Origin of the sequence: Curtobacterium sp. MCJR17_020, from assembly GCF_003234365.2 — a bacterium.
Classification (GTDB): domain Bacteria; phylum Actinomycetota; class Actinomycetes; order Actinomycetales; family Microbacteriaceae; genus Curtobacterium.
Genome location: NZ_CP126260.1, coordinates 1,241,905 through 1,259,076 on the forward strand (window position 1 = coordinate 1,241,905; position 17,172 = coordinate 1,259,076).

Annotated in this window: 13 protein-coding genes; 9 read left to right on the top strand and 4 right to left on the bottom strand. The window is 72.8% G+C overall.

Going from position 1 to position 17,172, the window contains the following annotated elements:
• The first annotated feature begins 132 nt into the window (after positions 1 to 132).
• From imuA' to DEJ14_RS05935, 3 genes are read left to right on the top strand one after another with little or no spacing between them, the layout of a single operon-like run.
• Complete coding sequence (gene imuA' / locus DEJ14_RS05925) at positions 133 to 987, top strand: DnaE2-dependent mutagenesis accessory factor ImuA' (RefSeq protein WP_146249699.1); 855 nt, start codon at positions 133 to 135, stop codon at positions 985 to 987.
• 34 nt (positions 988 to 1,021) lie between these two features.
• Positions 1,022 to 2,650 carry a DNA polymerase Y family protein gene (locus DEJ14_RS05930; RefSeq protein WP_111084632.1) on the top strand — a complete coding sequence of 543 codons (1,629 nt, stop codon included), beginning with the start codon at positions 1,022 to 1,024 and terminating at the stop codon, positions 2,648 to 2,650.
• Between the two features lie 22 nt (positions 2,651 to 2,672).
• Positions 2,673 to 6,098, top strand: a complete 3,426-nt coding sequence (locus tag DEJ14_RS05935; RefSeq protein WP_111084547.1) for an error-prone DNA polymerase — start codon at positions 2,673 to 2,675, stop codon at positions 6,096 to 6,098.
• 36 nt (positions 6,099 to 6,134) lie between these two features.
• Here DEJ14_RS05935 and DEJ14_RS05940 read toward each other — a convergent pair whose 3' ends face one another.
• Entirely contained in the window at positions 6,135 to 7,646 is a 1,512-nt protein-coding gene (locus DEJ14_RS05940; protein ID WP_111084548.1) for a sensor histidine kinase, read from the bottom strand.
• Positions 7,643 to 8,320, bottom strand: coding sequence for a response regulator transcription factor (locus tag DEJ14_RS05945; RefSeq protein WP_111084549.1), 678 nt, complete (start codon positions 8,318 to 8,320; stop codon positions 7,643 to 7,645). Before DEJ14_RS05945 ends, DEJ14_RS05940 begins: the two co-directional genes overlap by 4 nt.
• Positions 8,321 to 8,545: 225 nt before the next feature.
• Here DEJ14_RS05945 and DEJ14_RS05950 point away from each other — a divergent pair, with 225 nt between their 5' ends.
• The gene (locus DEJ14_RS05950; RefSeq protein ID WP_111084550.1) at positions 8,546 to 8,884 is read left to right on the top strand and encodes a hypothetical protein; all 339 of its coding nucleotides are present in this window, start codon (positions 8,546 to 8,548) and stop codon (positions 8,882 to 8,884) included.
• Positions 8,885 to 8,970: 86 nt separating this feature from the next.
• On the opposite strand, the gene DEJ14_RS05955 is transcribed toward DEJ14_RS05950, so the two are convergent.
• On the bottom strand, positions 8,971 to 10,044 hold the full coding sequence (locus DEJ14_RS05955; protein ID WP_111084633.1) for an FUSC family protein: 1,074 nt from the start codon (positions 10,042 to 10,044) through the stop codon (positions 8,971 to 8,973).
• Between the two features lie 80 nt (positions 10,045 to 10,124).
• On the opposite strand from DEJ14_RS05955, the gene DEJ14_RS05960 reads away from it, so the two are divergent.
• Both DEJ14_RS05960 and DEJ14_RS05965 read left to right on the top strand, forming a co-directional pair.
• Positions 10,125 to 11,369 carry a phosphotransferase gene (locus DEJ14_RS05960; RefSeq protein ID WP_111084551.1) on the top strand — a complete coding sequence of 415 codons (1,245 nt, stop codon included), beginning with the start codon at positions 10,125 to 10,127 and terminating at the stop codon, positions 11,367 to 11,369.
• Between the two features lie 502 nt (positions 11,370 to 11,871).
• The gene (locus DEJ14_RS05965; protein ID WP_181437440.1) at positions 11,872 to 13,998 is read left to right on the top strand and encodes a DEAD/DEAH box helicase; all 2,127 of its coding nucleotides are present in this window, start codon (positions 11,872 to 11,874) and stop codon (positions 13,996 to 13,998) included.
• A gap of 131 nt (positions 13,999 to 14,129) precedes the next feature.
• On the opposite strand, the gene DEJ14_RS05970 is transcribed toward DEJ14_RS05965, so the two are convergent.
• Positions 14,130 to 14,402 (bottom strand): mycoredoxin, encoded by a 273-nt coding sequence (locus tag DEJ14_RS05970; RefSeq protein WP_111084552.1) that lies wholly within the window; start codon positions 14,400 to 14,402, stop codon positions 14,130 to 14,132.
• Positions 14,403 to 14,470: 68 nt separating this feature from the next.
• Here DEJ14_RS05970 and DEJ14_RS05975 point away from each other — a divergent pair, with 68 nt between their 5' ends.
• From DEJ14_RS05975 to DEJ14_RS05985, 3 genes are read left to right on the top strand one after another with little or no spacing between them, the layout of a single operon-like run.
• Positions 14,471 to 14,797 (top strand): PadR family transcriptional regulator, encoded by a 327-nt coding sequence (locus tag DEJ14_RS05975; RefSeq protein WP_111084553.1) that lies wholly within the window; start codon positions 14,471 to 14,473, stop codon positions 14,795 to 14,797.
• Positions 14,794 to 15,633: a hypothetical protein gene (locus DEJ14_RS05980; protein ID WP_181437441.1), complete on the top strand. Its 840-nt coding sequence runs from the start codon at positions 14,794 to 14,796 to the stop codon at positions 15,631 to 15,633. Before DEJ14_RS05975 ends, DEJ14_RS05980 begins: the two co-directional genes overlap by 4 nt.
• Complete coding sequence (locus tag DEJ14_RS05985) at positions 15,630 to 17,159, top strand: CYTH domain-containing protein (RefSeq protein WP_181437442.1); 1,530 nt, start codon at positions 15,630 to 15,632, stop codon at positions 17,157 to 17,159. The genes DEJ14_RS05980 and DEJ14_RS05985 overlap by 4 nt, the downstream gene beginning before the upstream one ends.
• Positions 17,160 to 17,172 lie beyond the last annotated feature (13 nt).

Here is a 17,172-nt window from a genome sequence, read left to right on the forward strand (position 1 = left end):
GCTGTCGTTGCACGGGTGCGTGTCGGTCGTCCGCTGCAGGATGGGCGGATCCCGGCAGGCTCCCGGCGTGTCGAACGCACGTTCGACCCGTTCTGTCCGCGGATGTCGGACGCGATTGACATCATCGAACACATGTTCGAATATGAGGGCATGCAGACGGCGGCGGCACTCCGGTCGCCCGGCCCGGACCGGGGCGGGCGGAGCGGTGCTGCACGCGGGGGTGACGGTCCCACGCGCGGGAACGGCGCGGGCGGTGCGCGTGGGGGCGGCGCCGACCACCTCGGCGACGCCCGGGCGGCGCTCGACCGCATCACGTCCCTGCGGTCCCGGGTCACCGACATGGAGTCCACCCGCGTCGACACCGCGGGGCTCCCGACCGCCCCCGCCCTCGAACCACTGCTGCCCGGTGGGGCGATCCGGGTCGGCGGCACCTACGCCGTCCCCGAGTCGGTGCTGCTCGCGATCACCATGCTGCAGGCGGCCTCGGCGTCCGGTGCGTGGTGTGCGGTCGTCGGGGTGCCCTCCTTCGGGATCGAGGCCGCGGCCGCCGCGGGCATCGACCTCGAGCGGCTCGTCCTCGTCCCCGACCCGGGCGACCAGTGGCTCGCGGTGACCGCGGCGATGGCGGACGTCGCCCAGATCGTGCTCACCCGACCGCTCGGTCGGGTCGTGCCGGGTGACGTCGCCCGGCTGTCGGCACGGCTCCGGCAACGCGGCGGGGCCCTCGTCGCGCTCGGGTCCTGGCCGGGCGCGGACGTCACGCTGCGGATCACGGCGTCGGTGTGGAGCGGCATCGGACAGGGCCACGGGCACCTGACCGAGCGTCGCGCCACCATCACGGCGACCGGTCGAGCGGGTGCGGTGCGCCCCACGAGCACCGAGCTGCTGCTGCCGGCGGCCGACGGCTCGGTCCGGGCAGCCACCCCGGTGCCGACGGTGGGCTCCGGCGACACCCGGGTGCTGCGCCCCGTGGCGGTGGCGTCGTGATCGCCGTGGTGTCGTGGTGCGCGGCGGTGGCGTCGTGATCGCGCCGGGGCGTGTCCGGGCCGACGCGATCGCCCGCGGCGGGGCGCTGCCCGAGCCGCCACCGACCCGCACCATCGTGCTCTGGTGCCCGGACTGGCCGGTGATCGCGGCAGCCCGCGCGGCCGGTGCGCCGCCGGAGCTGCCCTTCGCCGTGGTCGCGAAGGGCCTGGTGTTCGCGAGCTCCGCATCCGCCCGGCAGCACGGTGTCGTCCGGGGCCTCCGGGTGCGCGAGGCGCAGGCGCGCTGTCCGGAGCTCGTCGTGCAGCCCTACGACGACGCGCTCGACCACCGTGCGTTCGAACCCGTCATCCGCGCGGTCGAGGCGGCCGTCCCCGGGGTCGAGGTACTGCGGCCCGGCACCCTCGCCCTGCGTGCCCGGGGGCCGGCGCGGTACTACGGCGGCGAGCGGGCGGCCGCGGCGACCCTGGCGGGGATCGCGGCCGACCACGGCGCCCCGGCGGTGCGGGCCGGTGTGGCGGACACCCCGTTCGCGGCGGAGCAGGCAGCACGGGCCCGGCCGGTGCGTCCTGGCGAACGGGTACGGATCGTGCCGGTCTCCGGCTCGTCGGACTTCCTGGCGGCCCTGCCCCTCGGTGTGCTCGGCGACCCCGAGCTCGCGACCGTGCTCGATCGGCTCGGCATCACCACGCTGGGCGATTTCGCGTCGCTCAGTGACGAGCAGGTCCGCGACCGGTTCGGGGTCGCCGGGGCGTTCCTGCACCGGCTGGCCGGCGGACGCGACCCGCGGGAGATCTCGGCACGCGCGATCCCGCCCGAGCTCCGGATCGAGGCCGCCTTCGAGCCCCCGCTCGACCGTGCCGACCAGATCGCGTTCGCGTTCCGGCGCTCCGCCGACGACTTCGCCGCGCGCCTCCGTGCCGCGGGGCTGGTCGCGACGACCATCCGGGTGGGGATCGTCGACGAGCGGGACATCCTGCTCGAACGCACCTGGGCGCACCCCCGGTGGTTCGACGCCGCCGACGTCGTCGACCGGGTGCGGTGGCAGCTCGCCGGCGGGGTCGACCCGACCGGGCTCGAAGCCCCGGTCACGTCGGTCGTGCTCGAACCGGTCGCCGTCGACGACATGGCGAACCACGAGCGCGGGCTCTGGGGCTCCGGGCCGGACGAGCGCGTGCACCACGGGCTGGCCCGCATCCAGGGCATGGTCGGGCACGACGGTGTGGTGAGCCCGCGGGTCGGCGGTGGCCGGACCCTGTCCGAGCGGGTGGTGCTCGTGCCGTGGGGTGACGCCCCGCCCGGCGGCGAGCGTGCCCTGGCCACCGTGCGCGACCGCCCCTGGCCCGGCAAGCTGCCCGGCCCGCCGCCGGCCACGGTGCTCGAGCGTCCCCGGCCGGTCGACGTCGTCACCGCCGGTGGCGAGAGCGTCGACGTCGACGACCGCGGCGTGCTGTCCGGCGCGCCCGAACACTTCCGCGCCGAGGGGGACCGGGGCGGTGGGTTCGCGCCCGTCACGGCCTGGGCGGGCCCCTGGCCGCTCGTCGTGCGGTGGTGGGAGTCCGGCGGTCGACGACTGCACCGACTGCAGCTCGTCGACGCCGAGGGTCGTGCCTGGTACCTGGTGCTGGCGGACCACCGGTGGTGGGCGGAGGCGATCGCCACGTGAACCGATCCAGGAGCAGGACCTGATGGGCTACAGCAACCCACCCGTGCCGTGGTCGCAGTTCGAACGCGCCCTGTCGGACAAGCGCAGTCCGGGGACGGCGAAGGCCGGCGACGGCGGGGACAGCCCGGCGTGGTCGCGGAAGCGCGAGCCGTACGTGCCCACGGACCAGCCGGTGGCTGCGGACGACGGCCCTCCGGTCGTGCCGTACGCCGAGCTGCACGCGCACTCGGCCTTCAGCTTCCTCGACGGTGCCAGCCAGCCCGAGCAGCTGTTCGAGGAAGCCGCACGGCTGCGCCTGCACGCCCTCGCCCTCACCGACCACGACGGCTTCTACGGTGCCGCCCGGATGGCCGAGGTCGCCGAGGCGTACCCGCAGGTCGGCACCGTCTACGGCACCGAGCTCTCGCTGGGTCTGACCGAACCGCAGAACGGCGTCCCCGATCCGCAGGGCTCCCACCTGCTCCTGCTCGCCGACGGGCAGGACGGTTACCACCGGCTCGCGGGCGCGGTGACGAGTGCGCACCTCGTGGCCGGGTCCGAGAAGGGCAGCCCGCGGTACGACCTCGACGAGCTCGCAGGGCGGGCCGACGGACACTGGCGGGTGCTCACCGGGTGCCGGAAGGGCACCGTCCGGCAGGCGCTCGAGCAGGGCGGGGAGTCCGCGGCGGAGACCGCGCTGCGCGTGCTGCTCGACCGCTTCGGGCGCAGCAACGTCGTGGTGGAGCTCCTCGACCACGGCGACCCGCTCGACAGTGCGCGGAACGACGTGCTCGCGACCCTCGCCGAGCGGTACACGCTGCCCCTGGTCGCGACCGGCAACGTCCACTACGCGACCCCGGACCGGTTCCCGGTGGCGACGGCGCTGGCCGCGGTCCGGGCCCGGCGCAGCCTCGACGAGATCGACGGGTGGCTGCCAGCCGCAGACACCGCGCACCTGCGCTCCGGCGCCGAGATGGCCCGGCGGTTCGGGCGCTACCCGGGGGCGATCGGGAACACCGTCGCGCTGGCCGACGAACTCGGGTTCCGGCTGCGCACGGTCAAGCCCGGGCTGCCCGACCTCGACGTGCCGGACGGCCACACCGCGATGTCCTGGTTGCGGGAACTCACCTGGACGGGTGCACGTCGGCTCTACCCCGGCAGCGCCGACGGCGTGGACCCGCAGAAGCGCGAGCGCATCGAACGCGAGCTCGCGGTGATCGAGGACAAGAACTTCCCCGGCTACTTCCTGATCGTGCGCGACATGGTGCAGTACGCCCGCGGCCGGGGGATCCTCTGCCAGGGGCGGGGCTCCGCCGCGAACTCCGCGGTCTGCTACCTGCTCGAGATCACCGCGGTGGACTCGATCCGCTACGGCCTGCCGTTCGAGCGGTTCCTGTCGGCGATGCGCGACGAGGAACCCGACATCGACGTCGACTTCGACTCGGACCGCCGCGAAGAGGTGATCCAGTACGTCTACGAGAAGTACGGCCGGTACAACGCCGCCCAGGTCGCGAACGTCATCACGTACCGCCCGAAGGGTGCCGTCCGCGACATGGCGAAGGCCCTCGGCCACAGCCCGGGGCAGCAGGACGCCTGGTCGAAGCAGGTCGAACGATGGGGGTCGGTGACCGAGAGCCAGGACCACGACATCCCGCCGGCGGTCGTCGGGCTGGCGAGCGACGTCCTGGGCTTCCCGCGCCACCTCGGCATCCACTCGGGCGGCATGGTGCTCACCGACCGGCCGGTGGGCGAGGTCGTGCCGATCGAGCACGCGCGGATGGACGGCCGCACGGTGCTGCAGTGGGACAAGGACGACTGCGCCTTCATGGGGCTCGTGAAGTTCGACATGCTCGGCCTCGGCATGCTCGCGGCGCTGCAGTACTCGTTCGACCTGGCGGCGGAGCACTGTGGGGAGCGCTGGGAGATGCACTCCATGCCGAAGGAGGAGCAGGGCGTCTACGACCAGCTCTGCCGAGCCGACACCATCGGGGTGTTCCAGGTGGAGTCCCGCGCGCAGATGGGCACGCTGCCCCGGCTGCTCCCACGGCGGTTCTACGACCTGGTGATCGAGGTCGCCCTCGTCCGCCCCGGTCCGATCCAGGGCGGCGCCGTGCACCCGTACATCCGGCGGCGCACCGGCGAGGAACCGATCACGTACATCCACCCGTCACTCGAGCCGGTGCTCGAACGCACCCTCGGGGTGCCGCTGTTCCAGGAGCAGCTCATGCAGATGGCGATCGCGGTCGGCAACTGCTCGGGCGACGACGCCGACCTGCTGCGGCGGGCGATGGGGTCGAAGCGCGGCCACGAGAAGATCGACCGGCTGCGCGACAAGCTCTACGCGGGCATGTCGGACAACGGCATCCACGGCGAGGACGCCGACGCGATCTACGCGAAGATCCAGGCGTTCGCGAACTTCGGCTTCGCGGAGAGCCACTCGATCAGCTTCGCCCTGATCGTCTACGCGAGCGCCTGGATGCGCCTGCACTACCCGGGGGCGTTCCTGGCCGCGCTGCTCCGGGCGCAGCCGATGGGGTTCTACTCACCGCAGACCCTGGTCGCCGACGCCCGTCGGCACGGCGTCCAGGTGCTCCGGCCGGACATCCTGCGCTCGGGTGTCGACGCCACGCTCGAACCGCTCGGCGACGACCAGGTGGTGCCCCCGTGCGGTGACGACGCCTGCCTGGTCACGGAGCAGCCGCCGGTGCTGCCCTTCGACAAGGCACTGCCCGACGACACCGCACGGCACCGCCGCGACGGCGCGTTCGCGGTCCGGCTCGGACTCGCCGAGGTCGCCTCGCTCAGCCGGAAGAGCGCCGAGAAGATCGTCGCCGAGCGTGACGCGAACGGTCCCTTCGTCGACATGTCCGACCTGGCCCGCCGGGTGGGGCTGACGACGGCGCAGCTCGAGGCGCTCGCCGCCGCCGACGCCTTCGCCCCGTTCGACATCGACCGCCGCGGTGCGATGTGGTCGGCGGCGCAGGCCGCTGCGGAGCGCGCCGACCAGCTGCCGGACACGCAGGTCGTCGTCCAACCGCCGCTGTTCGGGCAGATGACGAGCGGCGACGTCCTGATCGCCGACATGTGGTCGACGGGCATGACGACCGACGACCACCCTGTCCGGCACGTGCGCGACCGGCTCGCCGCCCGCCGCGTGCTCAGCGTGCAGGACACCGCGACGGCCGAGACCGGGCGGCGGGTCGAGATCGGCGGGATCGTCACGCACCGGCAACGTCCGGCGACGGCGTCGGGGATCACGTTCATGAACGTCGAGGACGAGACCGGGCTGGTCAACGTCATCTGCAGCGTCGGGGTGTGGGGGCGCTACCGCCGGGTCGCCCGGGAATCCCCGGCGGTGATCGTCCGCGGCATCCTCGAGCGATCACCCGACGGCGTGGTCAACCTGGTGGCTGACCGGATCGAGCACCTGTCGCTGTCCGTGCGCACGCGCTCGCGGGACTTCCAGTGAGCGGTCGCGGGCGAAGGGCGCGGAACGGGCGCGCGGCTACTCGACCTCGGGCAGTCGCACCGTGACCTCGAGTCCGCCGGAGCGCACGTTCCGCAGCGACGCCGTCCCACCGGCGCGCTCGGCCACCGCGCGGACGATCGCGAGCCCCAGCCCGGATCCACCTGGCAGGGCGATCGCACCGGTGGCCGGATCGGGGTTCGGGCGCGACTTCCGGGCCTCGTCCGGTCGGGTGAACCGGTCGAACGCGACCGGGATGAACGACTCGGGGACGCCGGGGCCGTCGTCGGTGACCTGCAGGACGCCCTCGCCCCCGGTGCTGCGCCAGGAGACGAAGATGCCGCCGCCGCGGGGGAGCGCCGACACCGCGTTGCCCGCGATGTTCGTGACGAGCTGCGCCATGCCGCCGGTGTCGAGCCGGTAGCGGGGTTCGTGGGTCCCACCGCCGATACCGGGCCCGGAGCCACCGACGGCCACCGGTGCCTCGAGGTCGAAGTCGACGGTGACGTCCTTGGCCGACGCGATGAGTCGGACCCGGTCGACGGCCGCCATGACCTCGTCACCGAGGTCGGACCAGCCGGTCTCCGGGCGCTGGTCGCCGTCGTGTTCCCGCCGTTCGGACTCCTCGATCCGGGACAGCGCGAGGAGGTCGTTCGCCAGCCGGGACAGCCGGGCGACGCTGTGCTTGGCGCGCTCGATGTGCGCGGCCAGGGCAGCGGCGTCGTCACCGTCCAGCGACGCCAGGTCGAGCTGCGTGGTGAGGATGGCGAGCGGTGTGCGGAGCTCGTGGCTGGCGTCGGACACCATCTGCCGCTCCCGCTCGGTGGCCTGGCGCGTGCGGGCGAGGAAGGCGTTGAGGGTCGTGGCGAGGGACGCGAGTTCGTCCTGCGCGGGGCCGACGGGCAGCTCGGCCCGTTCGGGCGCGACGGACAGCCGCTCGGCCTCACGGCGCATGCGGTTGACGGGGCGGAGGGCCGCGGTCGCCAGGATCCACGAAGCGACGCCGAAGGCGAGCAGGATCGCGACGCCGGTGAGCGACAGGGTCGAGGTGAGGTCGTCGACCACGATCGCCTCGGCCTGCGAGTTCCTGGCGGCGACGACCGTCCACCGGCCGGCCTGGTTCACGGGGTGTTCGACGACCACGCGGTACTCGGACCCGGACACCCGGATGATCGAAGTGCCGGCCGGTGTGGAGGTCAGGCTGCCGAGGGCGCTCTCCACCCGGGTGGGCATCGTCGAGAGCACGATGTCGCCGGACGGTGAGACCACGGCGACGAGCTGCGCGTTGCCCGGCGGGGACAGATCGGGATCGCTGTCCACCTCGAGCGTGGCGACGTACGGGTCGGCGTCGGCGTCGAGCAGGGTCCGGGTCGCACTCGCGACGACGCTGACCACCTGGAACCGCATCACCAGCACGAGCAGCACGATCACGACCGCGGCGATCGCCGTCGAGCCGATCGTGATACGTGCCCGCAGGGACAGCAGGCGCAGGGGGCGGACCAGACCGCGTCGTGGGCGGTCCGGCGCCGGGCGAGCGGAGGCCCCGCTCACGCCCCGAGCAGATCCAGGCGGTACCCGCGGCCGCGCACGGTGGCGATCGCGACGGTGGCCTCGTGGGCGACGAGCTTCTTGCGGAGGTACGAGATGTACTGCTCGACGACGTTCGGGTCGACGTGCTGCGAGCCGTCCCAGACCTCTTCGAGGATCTTCGGCCGGTCGACCACGCTGCCGGCGGAGCGCGCCAGCAGGCGGAGCAGCGCGAACTCGGTCGGGCTGACGGCGACGCGCTGCCCCTTGATCGAGATGCGACGGGCCTCGGAGTCGATCGAGACGTCGCCGACCTCGATCGTGCGGGGTGCCCCGGCGGACTCGCGACGACCGAGGGCGCGGAGCCTGGCGGTGAGCTCGGCGAACGCGAACGGCTTCGTGAGGTAGTCGTCCGCGCCGGCGTCGAGGCCGAACACGCGGTCGTCCACGGCATCGCGCGCGGTGACGAGCAGGATCCGCACGGGGTCCTCGCGCTCGCGGATGCGTCGTGCGAGCTCGAACCCGGACATGCCGGGCATCATCACGTCCACGACGGCCAGGTCGAACGCCTGCTCGCCGAGGGCGATGAGCGCCTCGACCCCGTTCTCCACCGCCGTCACGCGGTACCCCTCGGCAGCGAGACCGCGCTCCATCAGGGCACGCATCTCGTCGTCGTCCTCGACCACCAACAGCCGCATAGTGGACCTCCTCGGACCCATCGTGGCATCGAACTGTCGTCGAGGGTCGATGCCCGGGCCGAACTCACTGAATCTCGTCACAGGAGCGGGTACCGTTGCTGCCAGGCCACCGGGCAGAACGGTCTGTCCCGCGTTCTAGGGACATGAGGACTTCTTGCTTCATTGGTAGGATCACCTGGCGGACAGCGCTTACCCGAAGGGCGGTCCGTTGCACCAGGGGGCACCATGAACGACCCGATCGACCACGCGTCCGTCGACCACCCGTCCGTCGACCACCCGGCCATCGTCCGCCTCCGCGCGGAGCTCGACGCCGCGTGGAAGGGCATCGGCGCACTCGGCCAGATGGAGGGCGTCCGCCGCGACCGCGTGGTCGCCGAACTGCGGACGGCCGTCCCCGACGTGGCGAGCCGCGCGGCGCGCGAGGTCGGCACCGAGGCGGTCGTCGCGGAGATCAGCCGGTTCGCCGACGTGGGCGTGCCCGGCACCGATCCCGCCGTGCCGGCCGCGGTGATCTGGGACGACGTCGTGCAGACGGCGGCCGAAGCCGCACGCGCCACGCGCTGACCGGCACTGGCACGCCGCGCCCGACGTCGACGCCGACGCTGACGCCGACGCCGACGCCGGCACCGGCACGCCGCGCCTGACCGGCCTCAGTCGTCCTCGCCGAGCAGCTCCTCGCGCACGCGCCGGACGTCCTCGAGCAGGGCACCGATGAGCACCCAGTGCCGTGAGTTCGGTCGGACGATCTCCATCGGTGCCGTCAGCGCGGGTTCGGCGGTCGACGCTTCGGCATCGTCCGCACCGGCACCCGCGGCGGTCGACGGGTCCAGCCGCGTCGACTCGACCCGGGCGCTCAGGGCGCGGACGTCCGCGCCGATCCGTGCCACCTCGGTCGCGATGCCGCCGACCACCGGGTCTGCGCGCAGGTCTGGTGCGGTGTTGTCGTGGATCGCCCGGGTCATGCCGGTGACGCGCGTGACCAGGACGCGCAGGTGCTCGGTGATGGCGACGTCGCGGTCGAGGATCGTGCGGTGCCGGCCGCCTCGCGGGTTCATCGTCAGGGACTCGCGAGCCGCGTTCAGTGATGCCTCGGTCTTCGCGTGCTGCTGCCGGAGCGCGCGGGCACGCACCAGGGCGTCCTGCCAGCGGTCGCGGTCCCACCCCTCGGTCAGGCCGATCGCGACCCGTTCGAACGCCACGGCGGTGTCGCGGGCGAGTCGGGCGACGGCGAGGTGCGCGGGCTCGAGCAGGACCGGCGGGATGATCAGGGCGTTCACGACGAGGGCGACGACCGCACCGATCACGGTCTCGAGGATCCGGTCGGCCGAGTAGTTCGGCGTGACGACCCCCGCGGTGAGCACGAGCATCCCGCTGATGCTGACCTGGGTGGCCGAGGTCGGGGTCAGCCGGAGCACCCAGGCGATGAGGATGGCGAGCACGACCACGAGCAGGACGACCCACACCGAGTCGCCGAGCAGCAGGTGGAACCCGGTGGCGAGCAGCACGCCGAGCACGACACCGGCGCTCCGCTCGAGGCCCTTGACGAACGACTGGTTGATGCTCGGCTGCACGACGAGCAGCGCCGCGATCGCGGCGAAGGTCGGGAACGGTCCCTGGATCAGCAGCCGGCACAGCAGCACCGCCGCGACGACCGCGACCGCGGTCTTCACGACCTGCAGGAACGGCGTGCGACTGGAGCTGCGGAGACGCGCGACCGGGTTCACCTCGACCACGCTAGCCACCGCCCGCACGCCGAGCCGTGCACGAACGCGACGAAAAGGTCCGGACACGGTTGACTGATGTCGTGTGGCCCAACCATGAGCGCGTCATCCCGCAGGCCTTCGCCGGCTCCGGGACCTCCGTCGTGGCCGCGCGGGCGCACTCCGTCGAGCCGTCGGGCAACGGCTACCTGTACGGCTACGAGGTCGACACGGTCGACCGGAACGGTCAGCGCGCCACCGTCCTGACGTACGTCGACACCGGCGGCGCGCACGACCAGAACAGTGCGATCGTCACCGATCCCGCGACCGGGGAGCCGGTCTCGGTGTGGGCGTACCCGAACGACCCGGGTCTGCCGGTGCTGCCGCAAGTGACCTACCGCGACGCGGTCGCCGAGCTCCTGACGACGCTCGGCATGCCCGTCACCGACCCGGTGCTCACGGTGGCCGCGTACCGACCGGGCAAGCGCGCGGTGGTGCGGGTGGACGCCCCCGAGCGCACCCTGTTCCTGAAGATCGTCCGTCCGCACCGGGTCGCGCCGATCGTGAAGTCGCACGAGCAGTTCGTGGCGGCGGGCCTGCCGGTGCCCCGTGTGCTGTCCAGCCGCGGCGACGGGCTCCTCGTGCTGGAGCGGATCCGTGGCGTGCCAGCAGGCAGTCGCATCCTCGACATCGCTGACGACCCGCGCTTCGTGGCGTCGTTGGCCGCCCTGAGCGGTCGGGTCGCGACCGTCCCGATGACCCAGCAGGCCCGTGCCGACGCGATGGACCACGCCGACTGGCACCGCCGCACGCTCATCGCCGCGTTGCCGCAGGACGCCGACGAGATCGACCGCCTGTACGACGCCATCGGCCGCCGGTCGATCGGCTGGACGAGCGCGACGAAGCAGGTCGTGCACGGCGACCTGCACCTCGAGCAGGTCTTCGTCGACGAGGACGAGCCCTGGCGCATCTCCGGGCTCCTGGACATCGACACCGCGGGGTGGGGCTTCCCGGTCCGCGACATCGGCGCGGTCGTCGCCCACCTGGTCGTCACCGGCCTCTGGCACCGGTCGCGCGGAGACGCCGACCGCGGAGCCGCGGCCGAGCGCCTCGCCGACGCGATCGCGCGCGACTGGGTCGCCCGCAACCCGCGCGAGGCCGACCGCATCGGGCCCGCCATCGGCGCCCAGCTGCTCGCCCACGCCGGCGGTCAGGCGACCACCGGCTCCGCGAACGGCATCCAGACCGCCGAGCAGCTCCTCGCGGCGACCCGGGCCGCGTTGGCCGAGGCGGCTCCGGTCCTGCCGGCGGCCGGCCTGGTCCGCCCGCGGTCCGCACCCCGCGTCTGACGGCTCGCCTCTGCCGGCCCGCGTCGACGGGGTGGACGCGCCCGGCGTCGGACGGGAGGCGCGTGGCGGCCCCGCACCGTGCCTCCCGGCCGTCACGCGGGGCGTTCCAGGAGGCGCGACGCGCGCGGGCGACGTGGAGTCGCCTCTGTCGGGGGTCGGGGAGTAAACTGAGCGCGCACGCACCGCGTTCCCGCGTGCCGCGTCGATTCCGGACGCAGCCGTCGATCACTTGATCGACGCGGGAACCGGGCCGTGACCGCCCCGCGGGGGCGTCACGTGCGTGTGACGACGCCGGATCCCGGCGCGGACCGTCGCACCCGGCGCCGAGCAGGCGCTCGCGGTGGAACGGTCCGCGGGACTCCACCGGACGTCCCGAAGCGGGGACCGGCGATGCGGTGGGCCACGGTGGCCCGCAGCCGAACCGGAGCCGTGTCAGGCCCCGGTGCAGGACTTCCGCCCCACGGGCGGCTCGCCCCGATGCGTGGGCGGAACAGGAGGAGCGTTGGCTCGATCAGGCACCCGGCGAGCTGCCGGCGGGACGCGGACCGCGTCACGTCGGACGAGGCCGCTGGACAACGACGGCGTGATCCCCGTCCTCGCCCGCGCGGTGCGCGAGGTCGAGGCGGCGGCGCAGCGCGGACCGCTCAAGGCGACGAACCGGACGAAGTTCCAGGCCGTCGCACTGCTCATGCGCGAAGAGCGCGCACGGGTGAAGGGCGACACCGACCTCACCGACTCGCAGCGTGCCGAGCAGCTCAAGCGGCTGGACGGCGTGGCGACGATCCTCGCGAAGACCGCGGCCCGCGACACCAGCGTCATCCAGCTGCTCGCGGAAGAGGTGCAGGTCTCCGAGGCGACCCGCGCCGTCAAGCGCGACATGATGATCGCCGGCGGCATGGAGCTGCAGCCGGAGGACCTCGTCATCGCGGCCGAGCCCACCCCGGTCGCCGAGACCCCGGTGCGCGCGGTCACCCCGCAGGCGGTCGTGCAGCGTCAGCTCGCCAACCCGTTCCTGCCGCCGGACTTCGCGCTCGCCGACCAGCCCGTCGCGCACCCGCGTCGCCTGGCGAACTGGGAGCTCTTCGGTCCGCTGTTCAAGTCGTTCGAGTACGGCGCAGGCGGGGGAACGGCGACGATGCCGCTGCCCGAGCCGACGTCGCTGCACTCCCGCTCCGGCACCACGCTGATGAAGCACCAGGCCGAACTGGTCGCCGCCGCGTCGCAGGGCCACCGCACGTTCCTGCTCGCCGACGAGCCGGGCCTCGGCAAGACGGCGCAGTCGCTGCTCGCCGCCGACGCTGCGAACGCGTTCCCGCTGCTCGTCGTCGTGCCGAACGTCGTCAAGACGAACTGGGCGCGCGAAGCCGAGCGCTGGGTGCCGAACCACCGCGCCACCGTCATCCACGGGGACGGCAACGACCTCGACGGGTTCGCCGACATCATCATCGTGAACTACGAGATCCTCGACCGGCACGCGGGCTGGCTCGGCGGCTTCGGCTTCAAGGGCATGGTCGTCGACGAGGCGCACTTCATCAAGAACAAGGACTCGCAGCGCGCCCGCTTCGTGCTGCAGATCGCCGATCGCATCCGGCAGCGCACCGCAGCACCGCTGCTCATGGCGCTGACGGGCACCCCGCTCATCAACTCGGTCGAGGACTTCCGCACCATCTGGGAGTACCTCGGCTGGATCGACGACAAGAAGCCCCGCGCGAAGCTCATGAACGAGCTCGAGGAGATCGGGCTGACCCCCGCCGACCAGGGCTTCTTCGTCGAGGCTCGTCGTGCCGTCATCGACCAGGGCATCGTCCGACGCCGCAAGGTCGACGTCGCCGCGGACATCCCGGCCCGCCGGATCGCCGACATCCCCGTCGAGCTCGACGGCGACGAGGGTCGCTCCATCCGCGACGCCGAGCGCGAGCTCACCGCCAAGCTCGTCCGCCGGTACCACCAGGCGCTCGACGCCCGCACCGGGCAGGACCCGGTCGTCGGCATCGACCACAAGCTCGTCCGGCAGGTCGCCCGCTGGGAGCTCGAGGACCAGGACGCCTCGTCGACCGGCGAGAACGTGTTCTCGATGGTCCGACGCATCGGCCGCGCCAAGGCCCAGCTCGCAGCCGACTACGCCGCGCAGCTCGCGTCGAACGTCGGCAAGGTCGTGTTTTTCGCCAAGCACCTCGACGTGATGGACCAGGCGGAAGAGGTCTTCGCTCGACGGGGCCTGCGCACCGCCACGATCCGCGGCGACCAGACGGCCACGCAGCGCACGGCGCAGATCGACTCGTTCGTGAACGACCCCGATGTCGCCGTGATCGTCTGCTCGCTCACCGCGGCCGGCGTGGGTCTGAACCTGCAGGTGGCGTCCAACGTCGTGCTCGCCGAGCTGTCGTGGACGAGCGCTGAGCAGACCCAGGCGATCGACCGTGTGCACCGCATCGGGCAGGAAGAGCCCGTCACCGCGTGGCGCATCATCGCCGCGCAGACGATCGACACGAAGATCGCCGAGCTCATCGACTCGAAGGCGTCCCTGGCCGCCCGCGCGCTCGACGGATCGGACGAGGAACTCGTCGACTCCGGCGACATCCAGCTCGACGCCATGTCCGCGCTGCTGACCGAGGCGCTCGGGGGCTAGTTCCGCGGCTGTTCCGGCCGCTCAACACCGGTGTTCGCACTTCGAACCGCGTCATGCGCGTGTTCGGAGCGGGAACACCGGTGTTTTGCCGCGTCGCCGCGTCGCCGCGTCGCCGCGCCAGGCGGCGTCGCTCAGATGCGGGACTGCACCTCGGCCAGCGACGGGTTCGTCGCCGTGGTGCCGTCGGGGAACACGAGCGTCGGAACGGTCTGGTTGCCGCCGTTGACCTCGGCGACGAGTTCCGCCGTGCCCGGTGTCTGCTCGATGTCGACCTCGGTGAAGGGCACGCCGGCCTTCGCCATCTGGTTCTTCAACCGGGCGCAGTAGCCGCACCACGTGGTCGTGAACATCGTGACGCCGCCGGCTTCGGGGGTGAACTGCTCGCGGGTGATCGTGTCGCTCATGGCGTCAGGCTAACCCCGCTTTCTGGACGCCCTTGACGTGCTTATCCGATATAGCTAGGTTAAGCCGCATGGATCCGATCCAACGCATCACCGCCCCGACGCTCGACGTGCTCGACGCACTGCTGACCGTCGACGGCCCGGCATGGGGGTTGCTCGTCATCAAGGCCACCGGGCGCCAGGCCGGCACCGTCTACCCGATCCTCGAACGACTCGAGCGGCAGGGGTGGATCACGTCGTCGTGGGACGACGAGACCGACCGCCCCGGGCCGCGCCGTCGGCTCTACGAGTTCACGCCCGACGGGGTCGACGCCGCACGCGACCTCGTCGCGGCGCGTCCGTCCGCCGCGACGCCTGCTCGTCCGGCTCGCTCGGCCCACCGGCCGGTGACCTCGTGAGCGCGCTCGACCGGGCGCTCGTGGGGGTCGCGGTCGCGGTCTCGCCCGCAGCACACCGCGCCGCCCGCCGCGAGCAGTGGCTCGCCGACGTCCGCGATGCCCATGAACTCGACCTCTCGCCGACCGCACTCGCGTTCGGCGCCTTCACCACGGCGCTGTTCCACCGACGTGCCGGCCACCGTTCCACCTGGGGGGACACCATGACCGCACTGCCGACACCCGTCCGTTCTGCACCGCACACCATCCGCACGATCCCGGTCCTCATCGCGCTCGCGGTCCTGTCCTTCGTCGTCTCGGTGGGCGTCCTCGCGCTCCTGCAGCGGTACAACGGCCTGCCCGAGGCGCGTCCGGTCTTCGACATGGTCGGGATCGGGCTCGCGGTGGTGCCGGGCGCCGCTGTCGCAACGAGCGTCCTCCTGGTGTCGGACGTCGCACGCCGCCGCCGGGTCCTCGGCGCTGTTGCCGTGTTCGCCATCGCCGCCGTGTGGTGGGCGATCACGACCGGTTCGCTCAACGTCCCCGTGTACGCCCCGGTCCAGGTCGGCGTCATCGCGGCTGGGCTGCTCGCGGTCTGGCTCGTGGTGCTCCACCGACCGGTATGGACGTACTCGCTCCTCGTCCTGCCCGTCGTCGCTGCCGTGCTGGTGTTCCCGCTCGCGGAAGCAGCGAACGGCTCGGGGATCCCGTACTCCGCCATGGCGCTGGTGTCGTGGATCGGGCAGCTCGTCCCGTTCCTGGTCGCCGTCGTCGGAGCCGTGGTGGCGTCACGGTTCTCCACAGATGCGCCAGCGGTGGTCGAGGCGCACGGCGAAGCCCTGGTAGACAAGACCGTGTGAGTGACACCCACCTCGAGATCGAGCGCACCTACGACCTGCCAGAGGGCGGTGCCCTGCCCGACCTCGTCGGCGCCGGTGGCATCCTCCGCACCGAGCACCAGGAGCCGTTCGAGCTCGATGCGACGTACTGGGACACCGAGCGGTACGACCTGGTGGCGGCGCGCGTCACGGTCCGGCGCCGGACCGGCGGTCCCGATGCCGGGTGGCACATCAAGCGCTCCGAATCGGACACGGTCCGCCACGAGCAGCACTTCCCGCTGACCGACGACGCCGACACGGTTCCGACCGAGGTCCTCGCGGCGCTCTTCACCGAGCGCCGTGGCCGTGGCCTGCGCCCCGTGGTCCGCATCACGACCACTCGCACCGTCACCCGCCTGCTCGACGAGGACGGCGACCAGGTCGCCGAACTCGCCGACGACCAGGTGACCGCGCAGCGCCTCGACGACGACGCTCCCGAAACGCCGCGCACCTGGCGCGAGGTCGAGGTCGAGGCCGTCGCCGACGTCGACCCGCAGGTCGCGCACGAGCTCTTCGCGGCCCTCGACGGGCGCTTCGCGGCCGTCGGCGCCGGCCCCGCCGCCGTCGCGTCCAAGCTGGCACGCGGGCTGGCAGGAGCACCGGCACCGCGCCTCCAGACCGAGGAGAAGCCGGACAAGGGCACGACCGCGCGCGTCCTCGCGAAGCGGCTGCGGAAGCTGCGCGCTGCGCTGCTCGGCCAGGAATCGCGCCTCCGCGCCGGCGATGCGGCCGACCTCCGGCAAACGGCTGAGACCGCCCTCGAGATCGCCTCGATCCTCGGTGCGTACCGTCCGGCGTTCGCCGCCAGCGCCGCCGTCGACCGTGCCGCCGAAGCGGCCGACGGACTGGCTGCCGTGACCGCGCGCGCAGCACTCAACGAGTACCTGATCGACCGGCTGCCGCGAGCGTCGACCCCGGCGCAGGACGACCTGGTCGACTCGATGACCCGCGAACGCATCCTGGCGTCGACCCGTGAGCGTCGCGACCAGTCGGTGCGGGACGTCGTCGCGTTCGTGCACGGCGAGCCGTTCCTCGAACTGCTCGACGCGCTCGACGACGCCGTCGAACGACCGACCCCGACCGAGTGGTCGCTCCGTTCGCCGAAGAAGGTCGCACAGGACGTCGGCGCCGTCGTGAAGCCGCACATCCGCGAGCTCGTCCGGGCCGCGGTCGCCGATGACACCTCGGACACCGCCGCCGAGCGTGAGGCCGCCGACCGTGCGACCACCGAAGCCGCCTGGCAGGGCACGATGCGGGCGCGGATGGCGATGGACGTCCTCGGCGACGACGCGTTCCCGCACGCGCTCTGGAAGCGGATCGGCAGCGCGGCCGATGTACTGACCGAGCGCGTCCGGTCGCTGCACGCCCTCGATGCGCTGCGGACCAACGCGGCGATCGCCGAACGCGGTGGCGAGGGGACGTTCGGGTACGGCGTGCTCGCGGGGGACCGGGTACGCCTGGCCGAGGAGTCCTACGACGAGGCGGTGCACGCGCTCAACCGCGTGTGAGCCGCGCGCTGCG